The sequence below is a fragment of the Paenibacillus polygoni genome, from assembly GCF_030263935.1.
Classification (GTDB): domain Bacteria; phylum Bacillota; class Bacilli; order Paenibacillales; family Paenibacillaceae; genus Paenibacillus; species Paenibacillus polygoni.
Genome location: NZ_CP127162.1, coordinates 4,199,184 through 4,217,739, shown reverse-complemented (window position 1 = coordinate 4,217,739; position 18,556 = coordinate 4,199,184). Strand labels below are relative to the sequence as shown.

At 41.7% G+C, this 18,556-nt stretch carries 20 protein-coding genes and 1 other annotated feature; of the genes, 11 read left to right on the top strand and 9 right to left on the bottom strand.

Going from position 1 to position 18,556, the window contains the following annotated elements; genetic code table 11:
• Window positions 1-246 precede the first annotated feature (246 nt).
• From zwf to yunB, 4 genes are all read left to right on the top strand, one after another.
• Window positions 247-1,701: a glucose-6-phosphate dehydrogenase gene (zwf, locus tag QPK24_RS20160; protein ID WP_285744195.1), complete on the top strand. Its 1,455-nt coding sequence runs from the start codon at window positions 247-249 to the stop codon at window positions 1,699-1,701.
• Between the two features lie 102 nt (window positions 1,702-1,803).
• The gene (gene gnd / locus QPK24_RS20155; protein WP_285744193.1) at window positions 1,804-2,697 is read left to right on the top strand and encodes a phosphogluconate dehydrogenase (NAD(+)-dependent, decarboxylating); all 894 of its coding nucleotides are present in this window, start codon (window positions 1,804-1,806) and stop codon (window positions 2,695-2,697) included.
• A 106-nt stretch (window positions 2,698-2,803) separates the two neighbouring features.
• Window positions 2,804-3,469, top strand: a complete 666-nt coding sequence (gene fsa / locus QPK24_RS20150; RefSeq protein WP_213534139.1) for a fructose-6-phosphate aldolase — start codon at window positions 2,804-2,806, stop codon at window positions 3,467-3,469.
• A gap of 174 nt (window positions 3,470-3,643) precedes the next feature.
• Window positions 3,644-4,489 carry a sporulation protein YunB gene (gene yunB, locus QPK24_RS20145; protein WP_285744190.1) on the top strand — a complete coding sequence of 282 codons (846 nt, stop codon included), beginning with the start codon at window positions 3,644-3,646 and terminating at the stop codon, window positions 4,487-4,489.
• Window positions 4,490-4,600: 111 nt separating this feature from the next.
• Here the strand turns inward: yunB and QPK24_RS20140 are convergent, their stop codons facing one another.
• The gene (locus QPK24_RS20140) at window positions 4,601-5,629 is read right to left on the bottom strand and encodes a M23 family metallopeptidase (protein ID WP_407083036.1); all 1,029 of its coding nucleotides are present in this window, start codon (window positions 5,627-5,629) and stop codon (window positions 4,601-4,603) included.
• Between the two features lie 236 nt (window positions 5,630-5,865).
• Here QPK24_RS20140 and lipA point away from each other — a divergent pair, with 236 nt between their 5' ends.
• Together lipA and QPK24_RS20130 are read left to right on the top strand one after the other, a co-directional pair.
• The gene (gene lipA / locus QPK24_RS20135) at window positions 5,866-6,753 is read left to right on the top strand and encodes a lipoyl synthase (RefSeq protein ID WP_285744186.1); all 888 of its coding nucleotides are present in this window, start codon (window positions 5,866-5,868) and stop codon (window positions 6,751-6,753) included.
• A 60-nt stretch (window positions 6,754-6,813) separates the two neighbouring features.
• A complete protein-coding gene (locus QPK24_RS20130; RefSeq protein WP_285744184.1) occupies window positions 6,814-7,365 on the top strand; it encodes a YutD family protein in 552 nt (183 codons plus the stop codon).
• Window positions 7,366-7,390: 25 nt separating this feature from the next.
• Here the strand turns inward: QPK24_RS20130 and QPK24_RS20125 are convergent, their stop codons facing one another.
• Both QPK24_RS20125 and ylbJ read right to left on the bottom strand, forming a co-directional pair.
• Complete coding sequence (locus tag QPK24_RS20125; RefSeq protein WP_285744181.1) at window positions 7,391-8,197, bottom strand: NAD kinase; 807 nt, start codon at window positions 8,195-8,197, stop codon at window positions 7,391-7,393.
• A gap of 80 nt (window positions 8,198-8,277) precedes the next feature.
• The gene (gene ylbJ, locus QPK24_RS20120) at window positions 8,278-9,495 is read right to left on the bottom strand and encodes a sporulation integral membrane protein YlbJ (RefSeq protein WP_285744179.1); all 1,218 of its coding nucleotides are present in this window, start codon (window positions 9,493-9,495) and stop codon (window positions 8,278-8,280) included.
• Window positions 9,496-9,939: 444 nt separating this feature from the next.
• Here ylbJ and QPK24_RS20115 point away from each other — a divergent pair, with 444 nt between their 5' ends.
• Entirely contained in the window at window positions 9,940-10,320 is a 381-nt protein-coding gene (locus QPK24_RS20115) for a globin domain-containing protein (protein WP_285744177.1), read from the top strand.
• A gap of 41 nt (window positions 10,321-10,361) precedes the next feature.
• Here the strand turns inward: QPK24_RS20115 and QPK24_RS20110 are convergent, their stop codons facing one another.
• Both QPK24_RS20110 and QPK24_RS20105 read right to left on the bottom strand, forming a co-directional pair.
• Complete coding sequence (locus QPK24_RS20110) at window positions 10,362-10,598, bottom strand: hypothetical protein (RefSeq protein ID WP_213534125.1); 237 nt, start codon at window positions 10,596-10,598, stop codon at window positions 10,362-10,364.
• Window positions 10,595-10,789 (bottom strand): YycC family protein, encoded by a 195-nt coding sequence (locus QPK24_RS20105; RefSeq protein WP_285744173.1) that lies wholly within the window; start codon window positions 10,787-10,789, stop codon window positions 10,595-10,597. The genes QPK24_RS20110 and QPK24_RS20105 overlap by 4 nt, the downstream gene beginning before the upstream one ends.
• A 160-nt stretch (window positions 10,790-10,949) precedes the next feature.
• Here QPK24_RS20105 and QPK24_RS20100 point away from each other — a divergent pair, with 160 nt between their 5' ends.
• A complete protein-coding gene (locus tag QPK24_RS20100) occupies window positions 10,950-12,746 on the top strand; it encodes a M3 family oligoendopeptidase (RefSeq protein WP_285744171.1) in 1,797 nt (598 codons plus the stop codon).
• 209 nt (window positions 12,747-12,955) lie between these two features.
• Window positions 12,956-13,360 (top strand): O-methyltransferase, encoded by a 405-nt coding sequence (locus QPK24_RS20095; protein ID WP_285744169.1) that lies wholly within the window; start codon window positions 12,956-12,958, stop codon window positions 13,358-13,360.
• A 98-nt stretch (window positions 13,361-13,458) separates the two neighbouring features.
• Here the strand turns inward: QPK24_RS20095 and QPK24_RS20090 are convergent, their stop codons facing one another.
• Window positions 13,459-13,674: an alpha/beta-type small acid-soluble spore protein gene (locus tag QPK24_RS20090; protein ID WP_160034722.1), complete on the bottom strand. Its 216-nt coding sequence runs from the start codon at window positions 13,672-13,674 to the stop codon at window positions 13,459-13,461.
• A 232-nt stretch (window positions 13,675-13,906) separates the two neighbouring features.
• Window positions 13,907-14,884: an aldose 1-epimerase gene (locus tag QPK24_RS20085; protein WP_285744166.1), complete on the bottom strand. Its 978-nt coding sequence runs from the start codon at window positions 14,882-14,884 to the stop codon at window positions 13,907-13,909.
• A gap of 186 nt (window positions 14,885-15,070) precedes the next feature.
• Window positions 15,071-15,316: a binding site (T-box leader), on the top strand.
• 68 nt (window positions 15,317-15,384) lie between these two features.
• Here QPK24_RS20085 and trpS point away from each other — a divergent pair.
• Window positions 15,385-16,365, top strand: a complete 981-nt coding sequence (trpS, locus tag QPK24_RS20080) for a tryptophan--tRNA ligase (protein WP_285744164.1) — start codon at window positions 15,385-15,387, stop codon at window positions 16,363-16,365.
• A 3-nt stretch (window positions 16,366-16,368) separates the two neighbouring features.
• Here the strand turns inward: trpS and QPK24_RS20075 are convergent, their stop codons facing one another.
• The gene (locus QPK24_RS20075) at window positions 16,369-16,551 is read right to left on the bottom strand and encodes a hypothetical protein (protein ID WP_285744162.1); all 183 of its coding nucleotides are present in this window, start codon (window positions 16,549-16,551) and stop codon (window positions 16,369-16,371) included.
• 121 nt (window positions 16,552-16,672) lie between these two features.
• Between QPK24_RS20075 and QPK24_RS20070 the strand changes: the two genes are divergently transcribed.
• Complete coding sequence (locus QPK24_RS20070) at window positions 16,673-16,891, top strand: alpha/beta-type small acid-soluble spore protein (protein ID WP_285744160.1); 219 nt, start codon at window positions 16,673-16,675, stop codon at window positions 16,889-16,891.
• Window positions 16,892-17,129: 238 nt separating this feature from the next.
• On the opposite strand, the gene QPK24_RS20065 is transcribed toward QPK24_RS20070, so the two are convergent.
• Window positions 17,130-18,488: an IS1182 family transposase gene (locus QPK24_RS20065; RefSeq protein WP_285744158.1), complete on the bottom strand. Its 1,359-nt coding sequence runs from the start codon at window positions 18,486-18,488 to the stop codon at window positions 17,130-17,132.
• Window positions 18,489-18,556: the final 68 nt, after the last annotated feature.

The following is an 18,556-nucleotide window of genomic DNA, read 5'->3' as shown; positions in this document are numbered from 1 at the left end:
TAGGAAGCGTTGCCATAACAGAACAAAATCAATGTTCACAGATTGGACATTTTTTATTGACGAATGTTGTCGGAAGGGTGTATTATGGTTACATAATCTTAACTGGTTACATTTAATAACCTAATAAAAAGAGAAAGTTGATGATTCAGCATTCTACTTTCGATGTTATGTATAGACAGTGTGCACGTAACGTTCTTCGCATGCTAATGTCACACATTATAGAGTAAATATCAGGAGGCAATACGCATGGAAGCAATGACATTTGTCCTGTTCGGGGCTACAGGCGATCTAGCCAAAAGAAAAATATATCCGGCACTTTACAATTTATATGTAGATGAGAAGATGCCAAAAGCATTTTCGGTAATCGGTCTGGGAAGAAGAGAAGTATCCGATGTTGATTTTCAAGCTCGAGTAGAGGAATCATTACATACATTCTCTCGCCGGTCGCCAGAAGATGCAGCTAAGGTTCGCGATTTTTTAGGTGCATTCCGTTATACGTCACTAAATAATAAAAAAGTAGAAGATTACAAGAAACTCCTTGAGGTTGTGGAACGCCGTGAACAAGAACTGGGCATTCCGCAGAATCGGATGTTCTATTTGTCCGTAGCACCGGAGTTCTTTGAACCGATCGCTGAAAACATTAAAGAAAGCGGTTTGGGATCAGGGAAAGGCTGGAAACGATTGATTATTGAGAAGCCTTTCGGACATGACCTAAGTTCAGCACGTCGTCTGAATGAAAAACTCAGCAATACGTTTGCAGAAAATGAAATCTACCGGATTGACCACTTCCTTGGTAAACCTATGGTTCAGAACATGGAAGTCTTTAGTGCGACTAACCCTGTTATTCAAGCTCTATGGGGTAACCACTATGTATCCAACATTCAAATTACAGCAAGTGAAACGGTAGGAGTAGAGGAAAGAGCAGCGTATTATGACCAGAGCGGTGCAGTACGTGATATGTTCCAGAATCATATGCTCCAGCTGCTTATGATGGTTGCTTTGCATCTGCCGAAAAAATCTTCTCCAGAAGAGATTCGTTTTAAAAAGAAAAGTACAGCAGAGGCACTCATTCCTCTTTTACAGGAGAAACTGAATGAGAACATTGTCCGTGCACAATATCGCGCAGGAGAGCTGCAAGGTAAACCTGTGGTGGCATATGTGGACGAACCTGGTGTGGAGGCTACTTCTCAGAATGATACGTACTTTGCTGCACGTGTATTTCTCGATGATCCGTTCTGGAATGAAGTTCCTTTCTATATTCGCACAGGTAAACGTCTTAGTGAAAAATCCACACGGATTGTCGTTGAGTTTAAACGGCCGCTTAACACGGGAATTCCTGTCGATGAAAATCTAGATGCTAATCTGCTCATTATTGATATTGGTCCAAAAGAAGGAATCCGCATTCAATTGAATGCGAAAAGTCCAATGCACCACGATACGATTGAACCGATGGAACTCAGCTATAGTTCATCTTACGATAATGTTCCAGAAGCTTACGAGAATCTTATCTTTGATGCTTTACGCGGTGATGCAACCTTCTTTGCACATTGGGATGAAGTAGAATTGTCCTGGAAATGGGTACAGCATATTCTAGATGCATTTACAGCAAATGAAGTACCGCTTCATTATTATGAAGCAGGTACAGAAGGTCCGAAAGCTGCGGAAGAACTTCTTGCTCAAGATGGTAACGAGTGGCATTAACATTGAATAGCTGATCTTACGCGTTATCCAGCTGGTTTAAGCTGATGACATATACAGTTTCACTACATTTTAGATTGAGCATAATTTAGGAGGCACTTGGACATGAAAGTAGGATTAATTGGTTTAGGTAAAATGGGACTGAATCTAGGTAGAAATCTGATCGACCATAAGCATGAAGTGGTTGCTTATGATTTGAATGAAAAAGCAGTTTCAGAGATGAAAGAATACGGTGCAACAGGCGTTTCTTCTTACAAAGAAATGGCAGACTCCATGGAATCACCAAGAATCCTATGGATTATGGTACCGCACTCTGTAGTTGATGGAGTAATTAATGACTTGATTCCAATATTGTCCAAAGGCGACATTGTTATTGAAGCAGGTAACTCTCATTACAAAGAATCGATTCGTCGTTATGAGCAGTTGAAAGAACATGGCATCCATTTCATGGACGTAGGTACTTCCGGCGGCATGGAAGGTGCACGTAACGGTGCATGTTACATGATTGGCGGAGACGAAGAAGCATGGAATATCGTTGAACCGCTATTTAAAGACACAGCCGTAGAGAATGGTTATCTATATGCGGGTAAAGCCGGCAGCGGACATTTTCTAAAAATGGTTCACAACGGAATTGAGTACGGTATGATGGCATCGATTGGTGAAGGATTTGAAGTACTCGAGAAAAGTGATTACGACTTTGACTATGAAAAAGTAGCACGCGTATGGAATAATGGTTCTGTTATTCGTTCATGGCTGATGGAGCTTACAGAGCGTGCCTTCTCCAAAGATTCAAACTTAGATGAAATTCGCGGGGTTATGCACTCTTCCGGTGAAGGGAAATGGACAGTTGAAACGGCATTTGATCTGCAAGCAGCTACTCCAGTTATCGCTCTTTCCCTTCTTATGCGTTATCGTTCCCTTGAGAATGATACGTTTACAGGTAAAGTGGTAGCGGCACTTCGGAATGAATTTGGCGGACATGCTGTAGAGAAAAAATAATAAAATATGTTTAAAATATATGCCAATGTTTATATATAAATGTTGGCATATATTTTTATCTATTTATGATCGACTTATAAAGTAAAACGATGGAGGGCATGTCATTATGAAATTTTTCTTAGATACTGGGAATGTTGAACAAATCAAAAGAATTCATCGTCTGGGTCTGGTAGATGGCGTAACGACGAATCCTTCTCTAATTGCTAAAGAAGGTCGCGTATTTAAAGACGTGATCAAAGAGATTACTTCTTTTGTGGAAGGTCCTGTCAGTGCAGAAGTTATTGGTACAAAAGCAGAGGACATGTTAAAAGAAGCAGAAGAAATCGCAACTTGGGCACCGAATGTGGTTATTAAATTGCCAATGACGGAAGATGGTCTTTATGCGACGAACGAACTGAGCAAAAAAGGAATTAAAACCAATGTTACATTGGTCTTCTCAGCAGCTCAAGGTCTTATGGCAGCAAAAGCGGGTGCAACATTCATCAGTCCATTTGTTGGACGTCTTGATGACATCTCAGTGGATGGAATGCAGCTTATTCGTGATCTGCGTCAGATCTTGGATACGTATAATCTTCCTGCCGAAATCATTGCAGCAAGTATCCGTAACATTAAACATGTAGAGGATGCTGCTCTTGCAGGTGCGCATATTGCAACAATCCCAGGTACACTGGTGCCAACTCTATGGAAACATCCACTTACGGATAGTGGAATTGAGCGTTTCCTTAAAGATTGGGAATCCGTTCCTCAAGATGCTAAACCGCCAATGAAATAACTTGAAATTTGTTTATTATAATTCAAGGTGGATAAGAAGAGAATTCCTACGGGAGTTCTCTTTTTTTTTATACTTTTTTATATACGATAACACAGGCCATCAGGCTTGCTTCTTTTTTATGGTCAGGCTGCATAGATTAAAAAAAGAAACCTCTCTCAAGGGAGGAATGCGTGCATGGCATTCAGAAGATCCAGGTGGAGAAATCAGCATCAAAAAACAGGGGGACATTGGAAAAAGTGGTTACTGATCATTATGCTTGTGATTGTGATTTTGACGGTGCAATCTGCTGCATACATAGAGCGGAATCTGAAGCCTCCGATTATGCATTTAGCTAAAATCAGGGTGAAGCAGCTGGCGACAGAAGCGATTAACAAAGCCATAACGAGTCAAATTGCAGATGGCAAACCGTCTGATGATCTCATTGAGTGGAAAACGGATACCAAGGGAAAGATTAGCGGTTTTATGTTGAATTACGATGAGCACATGAGAATTACGTCTAATGCGTTATCCATTGTGCAAACTACACTACAAGATATGGAGTCATTCAGAGACCACATTCCACTCGGGCAAGCGCTGGGAAGTACGATCTTGTCCTCTTTTGGTCCTAAGGTGCCCATTCGGATTGAACCACAAGGCGCGGTAAAAGTAGATCTTAGCACAAGACAGCAAAATGCGGGAATCAATATGATTTTGGTTGAGGTATACATTCACATCATTGCTGAGGTGGCTGTTGTAGTTCCGCTGGATATGGAACCGGAAATTGTAGACACGGAGCTGCCAATTTCCTACTTACTTGTTGTTGGAGATGTGCCTATGTATTATTACGATAATCAAGGACGTCCTGTAGGAGATAATGGAGCAAGTGCTCCCAGCTTAGCGCTTCCTTCTTTACCATCCGCTGCAACACCAAGCACGGGAGTCACAACCCCGGATGCAAGCAGCACCGTCCCCAAGAATGAGGGAAATAGTCAGCTCTATCTGGAAGAGCCGGAACCTCTTTTGCCGAGTGGTAATGAGTAAGTGAGAAAGTTAAATCCTTTTAATCGTAAAAAAGATCGTAAAAAAAGAAAGTGACTTGTATAAGAATCGTCTGTTTTCCAGAGGATGCTTATGTAACAAGTCACTTTATAATTAAGGTGAGATTTTCTTTTTGGCTTGTTTAGATTTACGTTCTTCATTCTCCCAGCGATGCAGGGATGGATAGGGGTCAAAAGACCATTCGGTAAGCCCTGTATCCCGGTAGATACCATAATGCAGATGAGGAGGGAATTTACCCTGTGTTCCTGGCTTACCATAACCGGAGCTTCCTACCCATCCAATGGTTTGTCCTGGAGTCACAATACTGCCTACGTGTATCCCCTTCTCGAAGCCAGATAAATGCGCATAGTAGTGATAGTGGTTGTCTAGGTCCCTTATTCCCACACGCCATCCTCCAAATGGATTCCAGCCTTTAATTTCAATAATTCCATAACAAGTACTACGGACCGTCAAGCCATGATGGGCAAAAAGATCGGTTCCTTCATGAATTCTCCGTCCACCCCAGCTGCGGCTTGTTCCCCAGGTGCTTCGGTAAGAGTACACGGTACCTAAAGGTAAAGGGAATGCATGCTCCGAAAGCTCAAGCGTATCAAAATGCTTATAGATTCTGGCGAATTGCTGTATTCTTTGTACCGCTCTTGTGTTCTGGTAATAGTGCCAGAGAGAGATACCGATATCGTCTGCGGATATCCCATATTTTGAAGCAATACGAGACATCGTATAAAGAACATCCACATTATTCTCTGGGTCTGCTTTCTGGTCACCCGTACCATCGAGTCCAATTCCACCAAAGAGGGCAATGGACATAGGATTCTTATCCTGCTGATCTGGATTTAAAATTCCTGCCCATCGGCTGGATTCAAAAAAGATACCTGTTAACCGCTCTTCATGTGCGCGGTCCTTTGGATGTGCTTTTGTCATCGTCCGCTCATACTGATCGATCGCTGCAAGATAGTACCAAGGAACGCCGCTCACAACGCTAATTTGGTCATATAATGCCTTGCGTTCTCTATAAGTATCTTGAGCGCTTGGGGGAGTTACTGGTTTCTCCTGAGCTAGAGCATCCGCTGGTGCAAGTGAGGCAAAGAAAGAGAGAGTGAGTGTGACTTTCAGACAAAGCATTCGCAAGTTATGTTTTTTGTACAACCGTAACAACAGATACGCCTCCTTTCTTCGTTTTCGCTCAAAGTTATGTTTAGGTTCACACAACACTCTTGTTTTTATGCCTTGACATGAAAAAAGAATCGGAAGCGTAAAGAAGAAATGATTAGAAATGGAGGTTATTTCCATAAAAATCATGTTATAATGTGTCCGTGCGATAGTTTAATACATCTCGATATAGAAAAGAGGGTACTTCCTTGGGGAGCAAAGTGAAAGAACCTAAACCAGAGTGGATTAAGATAAAGCTAACCGCAGGTGAACCGTATCAAGAAATTAAAACAATGATGCGTTCAAAAACCCTTCATACGGTCTGCGAAGAAGCACGTTGTCCTAATATTTATGAGTGCTGGGCAAATCGTACAGCAACTTTTATGATTCTTGGAGATATTTGTACAAGAGCCTGCCGATTCTGTGCAGTAAATACGGGGCTGCCTACTGAGCTTGATTTACAGGAGCCGGAACGTGTTGCTGAAGCAGCAGAACAGATGAATTTACAGCACTGTGTAGTGACGAGTGTAGCGAGGGATGACCTAACCGATGGAGGGGCTTCCATTTTCGCAGAAACTATCAAAGCAATACGCAGAAAACTGCCTTTATGTAGTGTTGAGGTACTCATTCCTGATTTTCTAGGGAATAAGGAGGCACTGCAAATCGTCATGGACGCTAAACCGGATATTCTAAATCATAATATTGAAACGGTAGAACGCCTGTCTGATCAGGTTCGTGCCAAAGCGAAGTATGAACGTTCTCTTGAACTACTTAAAAGATCAAAAGAAATGAATCCAGATATTCCAACCAAGTCAAGTATTATGCTGGGGCTTGGAGAAGAATGGGATGAAATCCTTCAGACAATGGATGATTTGAGAGCGGTCGATTGTAATATTATGACGATTGGGCAATATCTACAACCTTCGGACAAGCATCTATATGTAAAAAGGTATGTCACACCTGAAGAATTCGCGGAACTAAAAAAAGAAGGCTTGGCCCGAGGATTCAGTCATGTTGAATCAGGACCTATGGTTAGAAGTTCATATCATGCACATGAACAAGTAAAGTCTGCCGCGAATGCAAATAATGTAGTATAGTAGGAGTAAGCCTTTGCATGAAGAAGAAGGCGGTTCGGATAGAAGGGAAGGAAGACGGTTTTGATTCAGATCAGCGGCAAAACTTATGAAGTCTTGCAGGACTATAGAAACGGTTGGAATCCGGAAGCCTTTCGTGATCGGTATAGCGATGTCCTTGAACGATACGATTATATTATTGGGGATTGGGGCTATAATCAACTGAGACTTAAAGGATTTTACCGAGAGAACCACCCGAAGGCGAATAAAGATACTTCGATTACGGGCATGGTTGATTATATTAACGAATATTGTAATTTTGGTTGTGCCTATTTTGTACTTCATAAGCAAAAAGAGCAAAAAGAACCTAAGGATTCAAAAGAGAAAGAATCTAAGGAACCGAAGGAACCTAAGGAACCAAAGGAATCCCAACCAAAAGAGGCAAAAGAGCTTAAAGAATCTAAAGAGTTTAAAGAGCTTAAAGAACCGAAAGAACCTAAAGAACCTAAAGAGCTTAAAGAGGTTAAAGAACCAAAAGAGTCAAAAGAACATAAAGAGCATAAAGAACCTAGAGAGCGCAAGTTCTCTAAAGAGAACAAGACAAAAGAAGAAGCTACAGCAAAAAGCGGTTCCTAAGCAGGAACCGCTTTTTGCTGTAAACTTAATCCAGAAAGGCTGTACGAACCCGATCCCAAAATGGGTAAGGACGATATCTTGCAAAACTAACTTTCTGTCTGGAGACCTGGCATCTTACAGATATAAGGTCATCCATCGTCATATTAACGTGATCAATCGTTAGTAGCAGTCTTTGGGATTTTCTAGAGAAAATATCGCAATGATGATGCTTGGGCAGTACGATAGGCGATCCCAGCGTACGGTAGACTCGGTTATTAATGGAGGCAATCTCAGCGATTTGCATCGCTTCAATCGTGGGGTGAATCATTGCTCCGCCAAGTGCTTTGTTGTAAGCCGTGCTGCCGGAAGGAGTGGATACGCAAATGCCGTCACCACGAAACATCTCAAAAGTAATATCATTAATATCGACTTGAGCTACCACTGTTCCATCGACACCCTTGAGGGTAAACTCATTAAGTGCAACCATGGAGGTAACTCCTGATTTTCGGTGGATCTCCAAATCAACTAAAGGATACTCCACAATACGTGGCTGCAACTGCTGACTCGTATCTAGACCGTTACTCATAAGTTTGATCAGCTCATGAAGCTCATCCGCTTTCCAGTCTGCATAAAAACCAAGGTGTCCTGTATGAACACCAACAAAAGCAATATCCGGGATTTGATCTATAAACGTATGAAAAGCTTGTAGCATGGTGCCATCGCCGCCAATAGAAACAACGATCTCTGGAGATTTGGCATCGAGTATAAATCCCTGCTCTTCAGCAAGGCGGTGAAATTGCTCGGCCAAATCCATAGATAAAGAGTCTCCTCTGTCCTGAACATAATATCTCAAGATGAAAGCTCCTTTGTAATAAGTATAACTTGATGATATCCAATTTCAGGACAGAAAACAATCGCTGCAACACATTTCCTTTAATCTTGAAATTTTGCAGTGAGCTGCTTAATCCATACATAGACAGTCGTGATCATCATTAATCCGCCAATCAAAATCATAGTCATTGCTAATTGGGATGGGAGCAGATGAATCCCCGTAAAGAGAGAAGAATCGGAAGGGGCAGCCCCATTTAACGTATCTACTGTATTCATTATCGGGTTCCAGCACAAAAATACAATTACGGCTGCAAGGACCGCATGAACCGCTCTTGCAAACATAAACGGTAAATAACGCAGCGGTGTAGAGTTCAGGATGCTTACGACCTGAGCATGAACCGATAAACCTCCCCAAGAAAGAATAGAAGCAGCCGCAGCCGCTTTATAGATGAGGGGGACTCCCTCTAAAGTTCCGGCATACCGAGCACCGAGGGTAACTTCAAATAATCCTCCAACGAGCGACTGAGATAACTCAGGAGGTAATCCAAGGAATAAGAGGACTTGTTCAAGCCAGTGGTACATCCCATTCATCAGTCCAGCTTCTGTAAATAATTCGAGAATGACTGAAAAAAATACGACAAGTCCGCCTACTACGGTCATCAGCTGTAAAGAAGATCGGATTGCTTGCTGCACAAGTTGTCCAAGAGAACGTCCATCGCTCTCACGAGCTTGATGCATTGCATGAAATGCATGCTTCAGACGGTTACCTTCCTCAGGTAAAGCTTCTGTATTGAGCTCGGAAGAATCTTTTGGACCATGAAATCGCATGAGAAGACCAACAATAAGTCCAGATCCATAATGAGCAATAGCTAGAACCCCTGCCAGAGCAGGCATGTGAAAAAAACCAACAGATACTGCCCCGATGAGGAATATAGGGTCAGATGTGGTAGTAAAAGCAACGAGCCGCTCTCCTTCTTCTCGTGTGATTTGTTTTTGTTCCCATAACTTAGCTGTCAGTTTCGCTCCAACAGGGTATCCCGAAGCATAGCTGATTGCGGCAACAAAACCGCCTGTTCCTGGAATTCGAAATACGGGTCTCATAAACGGATGAAGAAGAGTGCCCATGAAGTGGACGATGCCAAGTCCAAGAAGCAGCTCCGATATAACAAAAAAGGGAAAGAGAGAAGGGAAGAGGACCTCCCACCATATGGAAAGACCCCGAACGCCGGACTCCCATACGGATAAAGGATAGACCGCCATTAACATGCATATACTGAGTAGGCCAAAGGTGATCAAAAGTGGTAAGGCTAGACGCTTCATATGCCATGGTTCGCCCCTTTTTCTAAAAGCTGTTCGCTGGTTATGAATACTATATGAGCCAAGGTGGACAAACAGGACAAAAAAAATAGAAAGCGTTTGCAAATTTACTGTAATTTAAGGAAATGTATGCTAATATAAATAGTAATTAGTGAATAGATCTAAAGTCCTCTTTTGATATGCCTGGTTTCTATTATCTAAAGGATGGAGTGATGTCGTGATGGGAGTAATTGCAGGGATACTCGTCTGCGCTATTGTATATGTGATGCGGGCAGCGCATATCCATCCCGGTGAAGAAGACTGGCGGAGTTATTAAGGATCAACTGCAAATATATACCTTAGGCAAGAAAAACTGTTATGAGACAAGAGTCCTAGATAGATAGGAGCTCTTGTCTTTTTTTGTTATACTAGAGCATGAACTTTAGCATGAGAAAGAAGGCGAGAGGAATGGATCCGAACAAAACGCTTTATGAGAACTTGGGAGGCGCTGAGGGTGTAAAAGCACTGGTAGAGGCTTTTTATCCGAAAGTACAAAAAAATGAATTGTTATCTCCGCTTTTTCCAGAGGACATTACTCCCGTTATGGAGAAACAGTATATGTTCTTAAGTCAATTTTTCGGAGGTCCCTCTCTGTATTCTGATGCAAATGGGCATCCGATGATGAGAGCAAGACACTTACCTTTTCCTGTTACTGAAGAGCGGGCTCAGGCTTGGTTATCTTGTATGTATGAAGCTTTGAAAGAAATGGATATACCGGAGACGGTTGCTGATTTCACCATTCAGCGATTATCTGGTCCGGCCTATCATTTTATTAATACGCCCTCCTAAATGATGAAGAAAAGCACCGGTTTTCACCGGTGCTTTATCTGTCATAAGGATCTTAAACGCTGATCAGCAAGCAGATAATCCTGATCGTTATCGAGTAATGTTACCCGGTTTTTGCAGCACGGAAAGACAAGCAGGTGTTTCTTTCCGTCATGTATTAAGGAAAGCTGTTTCGGTTTTAACGGAAGTAATACATTCTCAGCCGAGCAGAAGGGACACTCCTGAACATAAATGTCACCCATTACAATGTCATAGGGCCATGTATTTTCAAATGGGATCATATATGGTTATCCTTGTCTTGGTCTGTACTTAGATCGGCATCTTCTGCTGCTGGAGAAGATTCTTCCTTAGCTAGTTCAGCCAGCTTTTGCATCAAGATATGTTGCGGCATATGCATAAGATGCTCAATAGGCACACCTAATTTTTTCGATAACGTAACGGCTGTCTCTGCAGAAATCTGTAAAGGTCTCATTTATATTTCCTCCTGAATGTTATATATCGAGTTTAGGTAAAGACTGGAATCAATAGAAGCATAATTCTGATATAGTATTAGTTATACACCTTGAACAGGGGTTGTTCAAACCTGTTTCTCGATGTTTTTTTGAAAAATAAATAAAAAAGGTGGTAAAAGTATGAGTAAAACACTGCGTCAAACATGGGATTTGGAAACAATTTTTAGCGGGGGTTCCTCATCGGAAACCTTTGCTGTTTATCTTAAACAACTCGAGCAGGATATCGCAAGTCTAAACGCACAAGTGGCTGATGCAAAAGTTCCTGTGACCGTGGAAGATACATATGTTTATGATGGAATAATTGATCAGCTTCAAGATATTATTGCACGATTGTCAGAAGGCTCTGCCTTTGTATCCTGCCTTGGTGCAGAGAATCAAGACGATAAAAAAGCGGTACAACTTACGGGCAGAATTGCTTCCCTGCATGCTAAGTTAGCGAGTGTTAAGACTAGGTTTGACAGTTTGCTTCAGCAAACAGATGATGAAGTATGGACAGGGTGGATGAAGCGCCCTGAGATCACGCCCATCTCTTTTGTTATGAATGAGAGCCGCCAAGAAGCAAAAGAAAAAATGGCACCAGAACTGGAAAGCTTAGCACTTGATCTCGCAGTGGACGGATATCACGGTTGGGGAGATTTCTATGACACCATCGTAAGTAAAGTGCGGGTTCCTTATGAAGAGAATGGGGAAACAACATACTTGTCGGCGGGACAAGCGGCGAACAAATTACAGCACCCTGATCGCAAAGTGCGTGAAACGATGCTGGTGAATTGGGAAAAAGCGTGGAGTGAGGCAGCAGACTACTGTGCTGATACCCTAAACCATCTCGGCGGTTTCCGTTTGAAACTTTATGAGAGAAGAGGATGGGATTCCGTTCTCAAAGAACCACTTGCAATTAACCGAATGTCTGCTGAGACTCTTGATGCAATGTGGGATGTGATCACGCGCGCGAAACCAGCTCTTGTAAAATATCTGGAACGCAAAGCAAAGCTTCTCGGCGTTGAGCAGTTATCCTGGGCTGATGTATCTGCACCGATAGGTGAATCTACGGGAACGATTACTTATGATGCAGCAGCAGAGAGTATTGTGTCTCAGTTCCGTAAATTTAGCCCTCGCATGGCTGACTTTGCACAGATGGCCTTTGATAAACATTGGATTGAGGCAGAGGATCGCCCAGGTAAACGTCCAGGAGGGTTCTGCACATCACTTCCGGTAAGCAAGGAAACGCGTATTTTTATGACGTATGCAGGCACCGCCTCTAATGTGTCTACACTAGCGCATGAGCTCGGACATGGTTATCACCAGCATGTAATGGATGATATGGAGATCTTGAATCAAAGCTACGCTATGAACGTTGCAGAAACGGCTTCTACTTTTGCAGAGCTGATTGTAGCAGATGCATTGATCCAAGAAGCAGATGAAAAAGAGAAGCTTGCTTTACTGGAAGAAAAAATTCAAAATACCGTTGCATTCTTTATGAATATTCATGCCCGGTTCCTTTTTGAGACACGTTTCTATGAGAAACGTAAAGAGGGTCTTCTTAGTGCATCTGATTTGTCTGAACTAATGGAGGAGGCGCAGCGTGAAGCATTCTGTGATTCTCTTGGTTCCTATCATCCTACATTCTGGGCATCGAAGCTGCATTTTTATATTACAGGAGTCCCTTTCTATAATTTCCCTTATACATTTGGATTCATGTTTAGTACCGGGATTTATGCACAGGCACAAAAAGAAGGAGCCGCATTTGCCGAGAAATATGACAATTTATTGCGGGATACTGGCCGGATGACCGTAGAGGAACTTGCTGAAAAACATTTAGATACGGATGTAACAAAACCTGACTTCTGGCAGGGAGCTGCTGACTTATGTATCGCTGATATTGAGCAGTTCCTTCATATGACTGAAAACCTGCAATAGACTTCAAATAAACAGGACCTTAGCAGCGATGCTGAGGTCTTTTTTTCATAAAAGTTATTGATTTTTGCCAGAAGTTTGTCGAAATATGATTATATAATAAAAAAACCAATAATTTTTGCATAAAATTGTTGTAAATTAGAAAAATTTGACATATACTGAGTCACAGGCCCTATATTTATATAGGCTAAAAGTATAAGAGGATGGTGTATATGATCTCACTTGATCAACTTTCTCTACCTAGACAATTGGATATTGTCTTTAGAGCACTTGATGAGGAACTTGCAGGTCTTGATTCAGGAATCGTTTTTGTACAAATTCGAAATAATGTAATAGGTAAATTCGGAATTAGGCATTATCCGGTACCTATGAAGAAAGTGATGGATAATTCTCCAAAAGGACTTACAGAACCACAGCGGTCCTCTTTCCGTCTTATGGCCTTGGAATCACTAAAGTTAAAAAAGCACTGGACACATGGAGAAATTACTTATGATTTTGCCGTTAGAAATAACATGATTGTTGTAGATTCAACTTTAGAGTCCAATTATAATTTGGCTAGTTTAATGATTCGCTACCCGCGTACTACATACACAGACATTCAAATAGGTCCATCATAATAACAAAGCGGCCCTCTCTTATAAGAGAAGACCGCCCTGTTTAACCCGCTTAGATTCCTCGCATGGAACCTAGCTAGATTTATGAGAAAATAACGACATTATTGACGACCAGACAATTGCTGTTCAGCGATTTGTACCAGACGTTTTGTGATATAACCTCCGAGAGATCCAGTCTCACGGGAAGTATAGTTACCGTAGTAACCATCTGCAGGAATTGTTACGCCCAGCTCTTGTGCTGCTTCCAATTTCAGTTGTTGAAGCGCAGCATTCGCTTGTGGCACTACCAAATTATTAGAACGAGATCCTGATGCCATGTGTTGTCACCTCCTTTTGTGCTTTGTGAGATTAGTATGGTTTAAGGAAGAGAAAATATACTCAAAAAAGTATCAGGTAACAAGTGGAAATAAAGAAGATACTTCGGGGGGGAATTCCTGAGGTAAAATCAATTAGCTTAATATCAGTCTTAAGGGTTTGATTAGAAGATTGAGGGTATATAACACAAACAGACAGCTCAATCAGCTGTCTGTTTGTAAAATATGCTTTTTATTATTCTGAATCAGGAGGCTGAACAATCTCAATCTGTGTTAAGAGTTCAATGGTCTGACCTGGCTCCATATGTATGATTCCTGTGAAGTCTGCATCTCTCTCCATATTTGGAGCATCGGGCAACCAAGTATAAGGTTCAATACACAAATAATCGCTGCTTTCCCCTTTGGTAAATAGCACCCAATGTAAAAAAGAATCCTTATTCGCTGTATATTTAATGGCGTAACCATCATTACGCGTTAGATAAGCAGTGTCTTGTTCACGATTAGACCTAAATATGGTATCTAAATTCTGTCCTTCGAGATTTATTCCATAAGGCAGGCTGGCAAGAGAACCTAAATCCTCTAAATCGCCTGTTGGCAGTAAATCATCATTAAGCGAATATATTCCATTTACCGGAAGTTTAATATTCCAACGATGTGGTTCTCCATCAAGCATAAACCAAGTGTGATATCCCATACCAAACGGTGCTGCATGATCACCTTGATGGGTAACTCGAAGTTGTTGTGTCAGAGTAGAACCTTGCAGTCTAAAGGTCATTGAGAATGTCATAGGAACAGGAAAATGCTTCATCCATAGTTCATCTTCACTTGTCTTCCACTCCGTTGTTACGGTGCATCCATCGTCATCTTCTTCTATGTCACTGACGCACCAAGGCTGTGTACGATGAAGTCCATGAATATGGTTATTATTTACGGAATTTTGAGCAAATTGATACTCTTGGCCTTCATATTCAAAGTGACCCAGGTGGATACGCCCCGGGGGGATCAGCATCGGAACACCAAAATGGTAAGGTTTCTGAAGATAAAAAGCGAGATCCTGTTCGTCAGGTTTACGAACGACTTCCCGGTTTTGAATACGATCATAAATGGATATAATGTTGTTACCGAGGCGGGGTAGCAGGGTGACTTCAAGATCACGACTGTGCAAAATATAGGTGTCATAGCCGTTCCAAAGCCCTTTGGTCACTTGTTTCATCTTTTTTTGCTCCTTTTCCCACGAAAGATCTTAAACATCTTACACGTAAGTCTATCATAACAGATAATTGTATCGGTAGTAAAAAGGCACCTAAGATTCACAAATGAAATTTATGTATTTTTTGCTTCTCATATTTCATGTTGACATTAGAACTTTATCATGATTATGATAAAGCAAGTATATAATTTATAATCGTTGATAGGGATAAGTAAGCTTAGTGATGGCAACTTGCAGAAAGCCGATGGTTGATGCGAATCGGTGTTGCTGACTTTGACTGAATGGACCCTGGAGAGCCCGGCTTAACGAGAAGCGATGCTTCTTTAGTAGGTCAGGACGACTAATCCGCGTTAAGGAAGATAAGGTTGCTTATGCGTGTTTTTATGTTTAAATAAGCAGCGAATTAGGGTGGCACCACGGTCTCACGTCCCTTTCACGGGATGTGGGGCCTTTTTGTATTTTGTTATATTCTTGAAGGATATGAATTGTAGGAGGAATAGAAAATGAAAACGGTATTCTCGGGTATTCAACCTAGTGGAAAGCTAACGCTAGGGAATTATATTGGGGCAATGAAGAATTTCGTTAAGTTACAAGACGAATATCATTGTAATTTTGTAGTTGTAGACTTGCACGCCATTACGGTTTCACAAGACCCTGCTGCGCTCTACGAACAATCTAAAGACGTTGCTGCGTTATACTTGGCAGCTGGAATCGATCCGAAAAAAGCGAATGTGTTCTTGCAATCTCATGTACCTCAGCACGCAGAACTCGGATGGATGCTGACCACGCTGACAGCGATGGGTGAACTTGAACGGATGACGCAATTTAAAGATAAATCAGCAGGCAAAGAATCCGTAGGTGCAGGACTTTTTGTATATCCTTCTTTGATGGCAGCAGATATTTTGCTCTATAACGCAGATCTCGTACCGGTTGGAGATGACCAAAAACAGCACATGGAACTGACAAGAGACCTTGCTCAGCGATTTAACCGTCGTTATGGAGAATTCTTTACGATTCCTGAGATCTATACACCAGAAGTCGGAGCACGGATTATGTCACTGGATGATGCATCTAAAAAAATGAGTAAGAGTAACCCAAATCCAGGAAGCTATATCTCGCTTTTGGATACACCTAAAGACATTCGTAAAAAAATCAGCCGTGCAACAACGGATTCGGACAGTACCGTTCGATTCGATCCTGCAAACAAACCGGAGATCAGTAATTTAATGAGTATTTACAGCGAATGCTCTGGACTCTCTCTGCAAGAGATCGAAAAACAGTACGAAGGACAAATGTATGGGGCTTTCAAAAAAGAACTTGCAGAAGTGGTGGTTTCTGTTATTGAACCGATGCAAGAGAGATTCCGTGAAATTCGTGAGTCTGATGAACTCATGCGCATTCTAAATGAATCTGCTGAGCGAGCAAGAGAGATCGCTGCTGCCAATCTGACAGAAGTGAAAAAACGGATGGGTTTTGTTGTCTAAATTTTAAGACTGGTTTAACTCAGCCCGATTCCTTTTTGCTTTGATGACGAATCCCCAGCCAATATTACCGATAGCCAATATACTAAAAAGTAGAGCTAACCATAAGGAATGGCTAAGTGAAACCGCAGTGACGATAAGTAATATAATAGAAGAAGCGGCAAACCAAAGAGACAGACCTTTACTCATGTGAACGTACCTCCAGAAAAATATTTTTAAAAAGAAGTATAGCTTTTCGAGAGAGAGCCATAATAATCTTGCAAGCTTGCAACAGCACATATTACGCGCGAAGCGAAAGGAGATTACACACATGGCATCAGGATCTCGTTCTAACAATTTGGTAGTTCCACAAGCGAACGCTGCACTTCAACAACTGAAAATGGAAGCTGCTCAAGAACTGGGCGTAACAATTCCGTCGGATGGTTACTACGGTAACTACACTTCCCGCGAAACAGGTTCACTCGGGGGATATATCACAAAACGTCTGGTACAAATCGCTGAACAGCAATTGTCCGGTCAAAGCAAATAGATGTAATTTAACAATCAAAATAGTGAGCTTGGGCGGTATATCTACCGTCCAAGCTTTTTATGTTGCCTATGTAGCTGATTTTGCATGAAAGCGGTATATTACGTCAAGCATAAAAAACGACCTCCGGGGGAGGCCGTTTCAGATTGTAGACAAAAGGCATTCGGAATGTATTCATTCTGAGTGCCTTTTGTCATTTCTACTTCTTTTCATGAATAAATCAGGTGGAAACCCGCCTGATTTACGCTGGAATTGGTCTGTTCCACGACCATCTGGCGATTTTCTTCAAATTCATGGCAGCAAACGTAAGCATCGCCTGCATGGACAATTTTTTTAGCCCTCGCAGGGTTGTCCATCGCATGCCATGCTTTTCTTTTGCATCTGCAAATACCCGTTCCACCGTTTCTTTTCGTTTTGCATAGATTTGTTTTACATGCTGGTGGTGTCTTAGATGCTCTACTTCTTCTAAGTGGTTTTGCCATACATGTCGCGTCACTACTTTTTGGTGGTTCTTGCTCCCTGTACACATGGATAAATAATGACACGATTTACAAATTTCTTTTGGAGATTTGTATTCTCGGTACCCCTCTTTATTGGTGGTCGAGTAAGGTAATACCACGTTAGCAGGACATAAATAGGCGTCAAAATATTCATCATACACGTAGTCATCTTTTCGAAAACCTTCTTTTTGAGAACGCGGACGTGTATAAGGCAGCGCCGGAGTAACCCCTTGCTCCAACAAATATTTGCTAATCCAAGGTGTTTTGTAGGCAGCATCGGCTGCCACTGCTACAGGTTTCCCAATCTTTTCTTTTACCATTTCTACGAGGGGTGCAAGCAAGTGGCTGTCATGTTCATTTCCGGGAGTGACGATGTTACCGAGTACAAATCCGTTTCGGTCTACTGCTGCGTGAAACGAATAAGCAAATTGTTTGGTCCGTTCATCTTTGACATAGTAGCCGCTATCGGGATCTGTAGTGCTTTGTTTAATTTCCTTTTCTTCTTCTTTTTTAAAAGAGTCCGGAGGAAACGGCTTTTTATCATGGTCGTCCCGATCTTGGTTAATTTCCTCTTCCAGTTTGCGTTGATATGCTCTTGTTTCTTTGCGTACAACCTTCTTTTCGAATTTCCGTTTATTCGCACTCGCTTTTACGTGTGTAGAATCGATGAAAACATGCTCCGCGCTGAGTAAATGTTTCTCAGCTGCAGTCCGCAAAATACGGTAGAAAATCTGTTCGAATAGATCTGTATCTTTAAAACGACGTTCGTAGTTCTTTCCAAAGGTAGAGAAATGCGGAACTTTATCATAAAATCCATAGCCCAGAAACCAACGATACGCCATGTTGGTTTGAACTTCTTCGATCGTTTTTCGCATGGAACGAATACCAAAGGTATATTGAATAAGAGGTAATTTAATTAAGATGACCGGATCGATGCTAGGTCGTCCAATTTCCGAATAATGATCCTGAACCAAGTCGTAGATGAAAGAAAAGTCGATCGCCGATTCGATTTTGCGAACCAAATGATCTTCTGGAACGAGTTGATCTAGAGCAACCATTTCAAGTTGGTCACGTTGAGTGGAGGATTGTTTCGTTAGCAAGATTGTCACCTCAAATAAAATAGTTGCTTCTATTGTAAAATAAAAAAGACTGCAGGCAAACTAGTTTA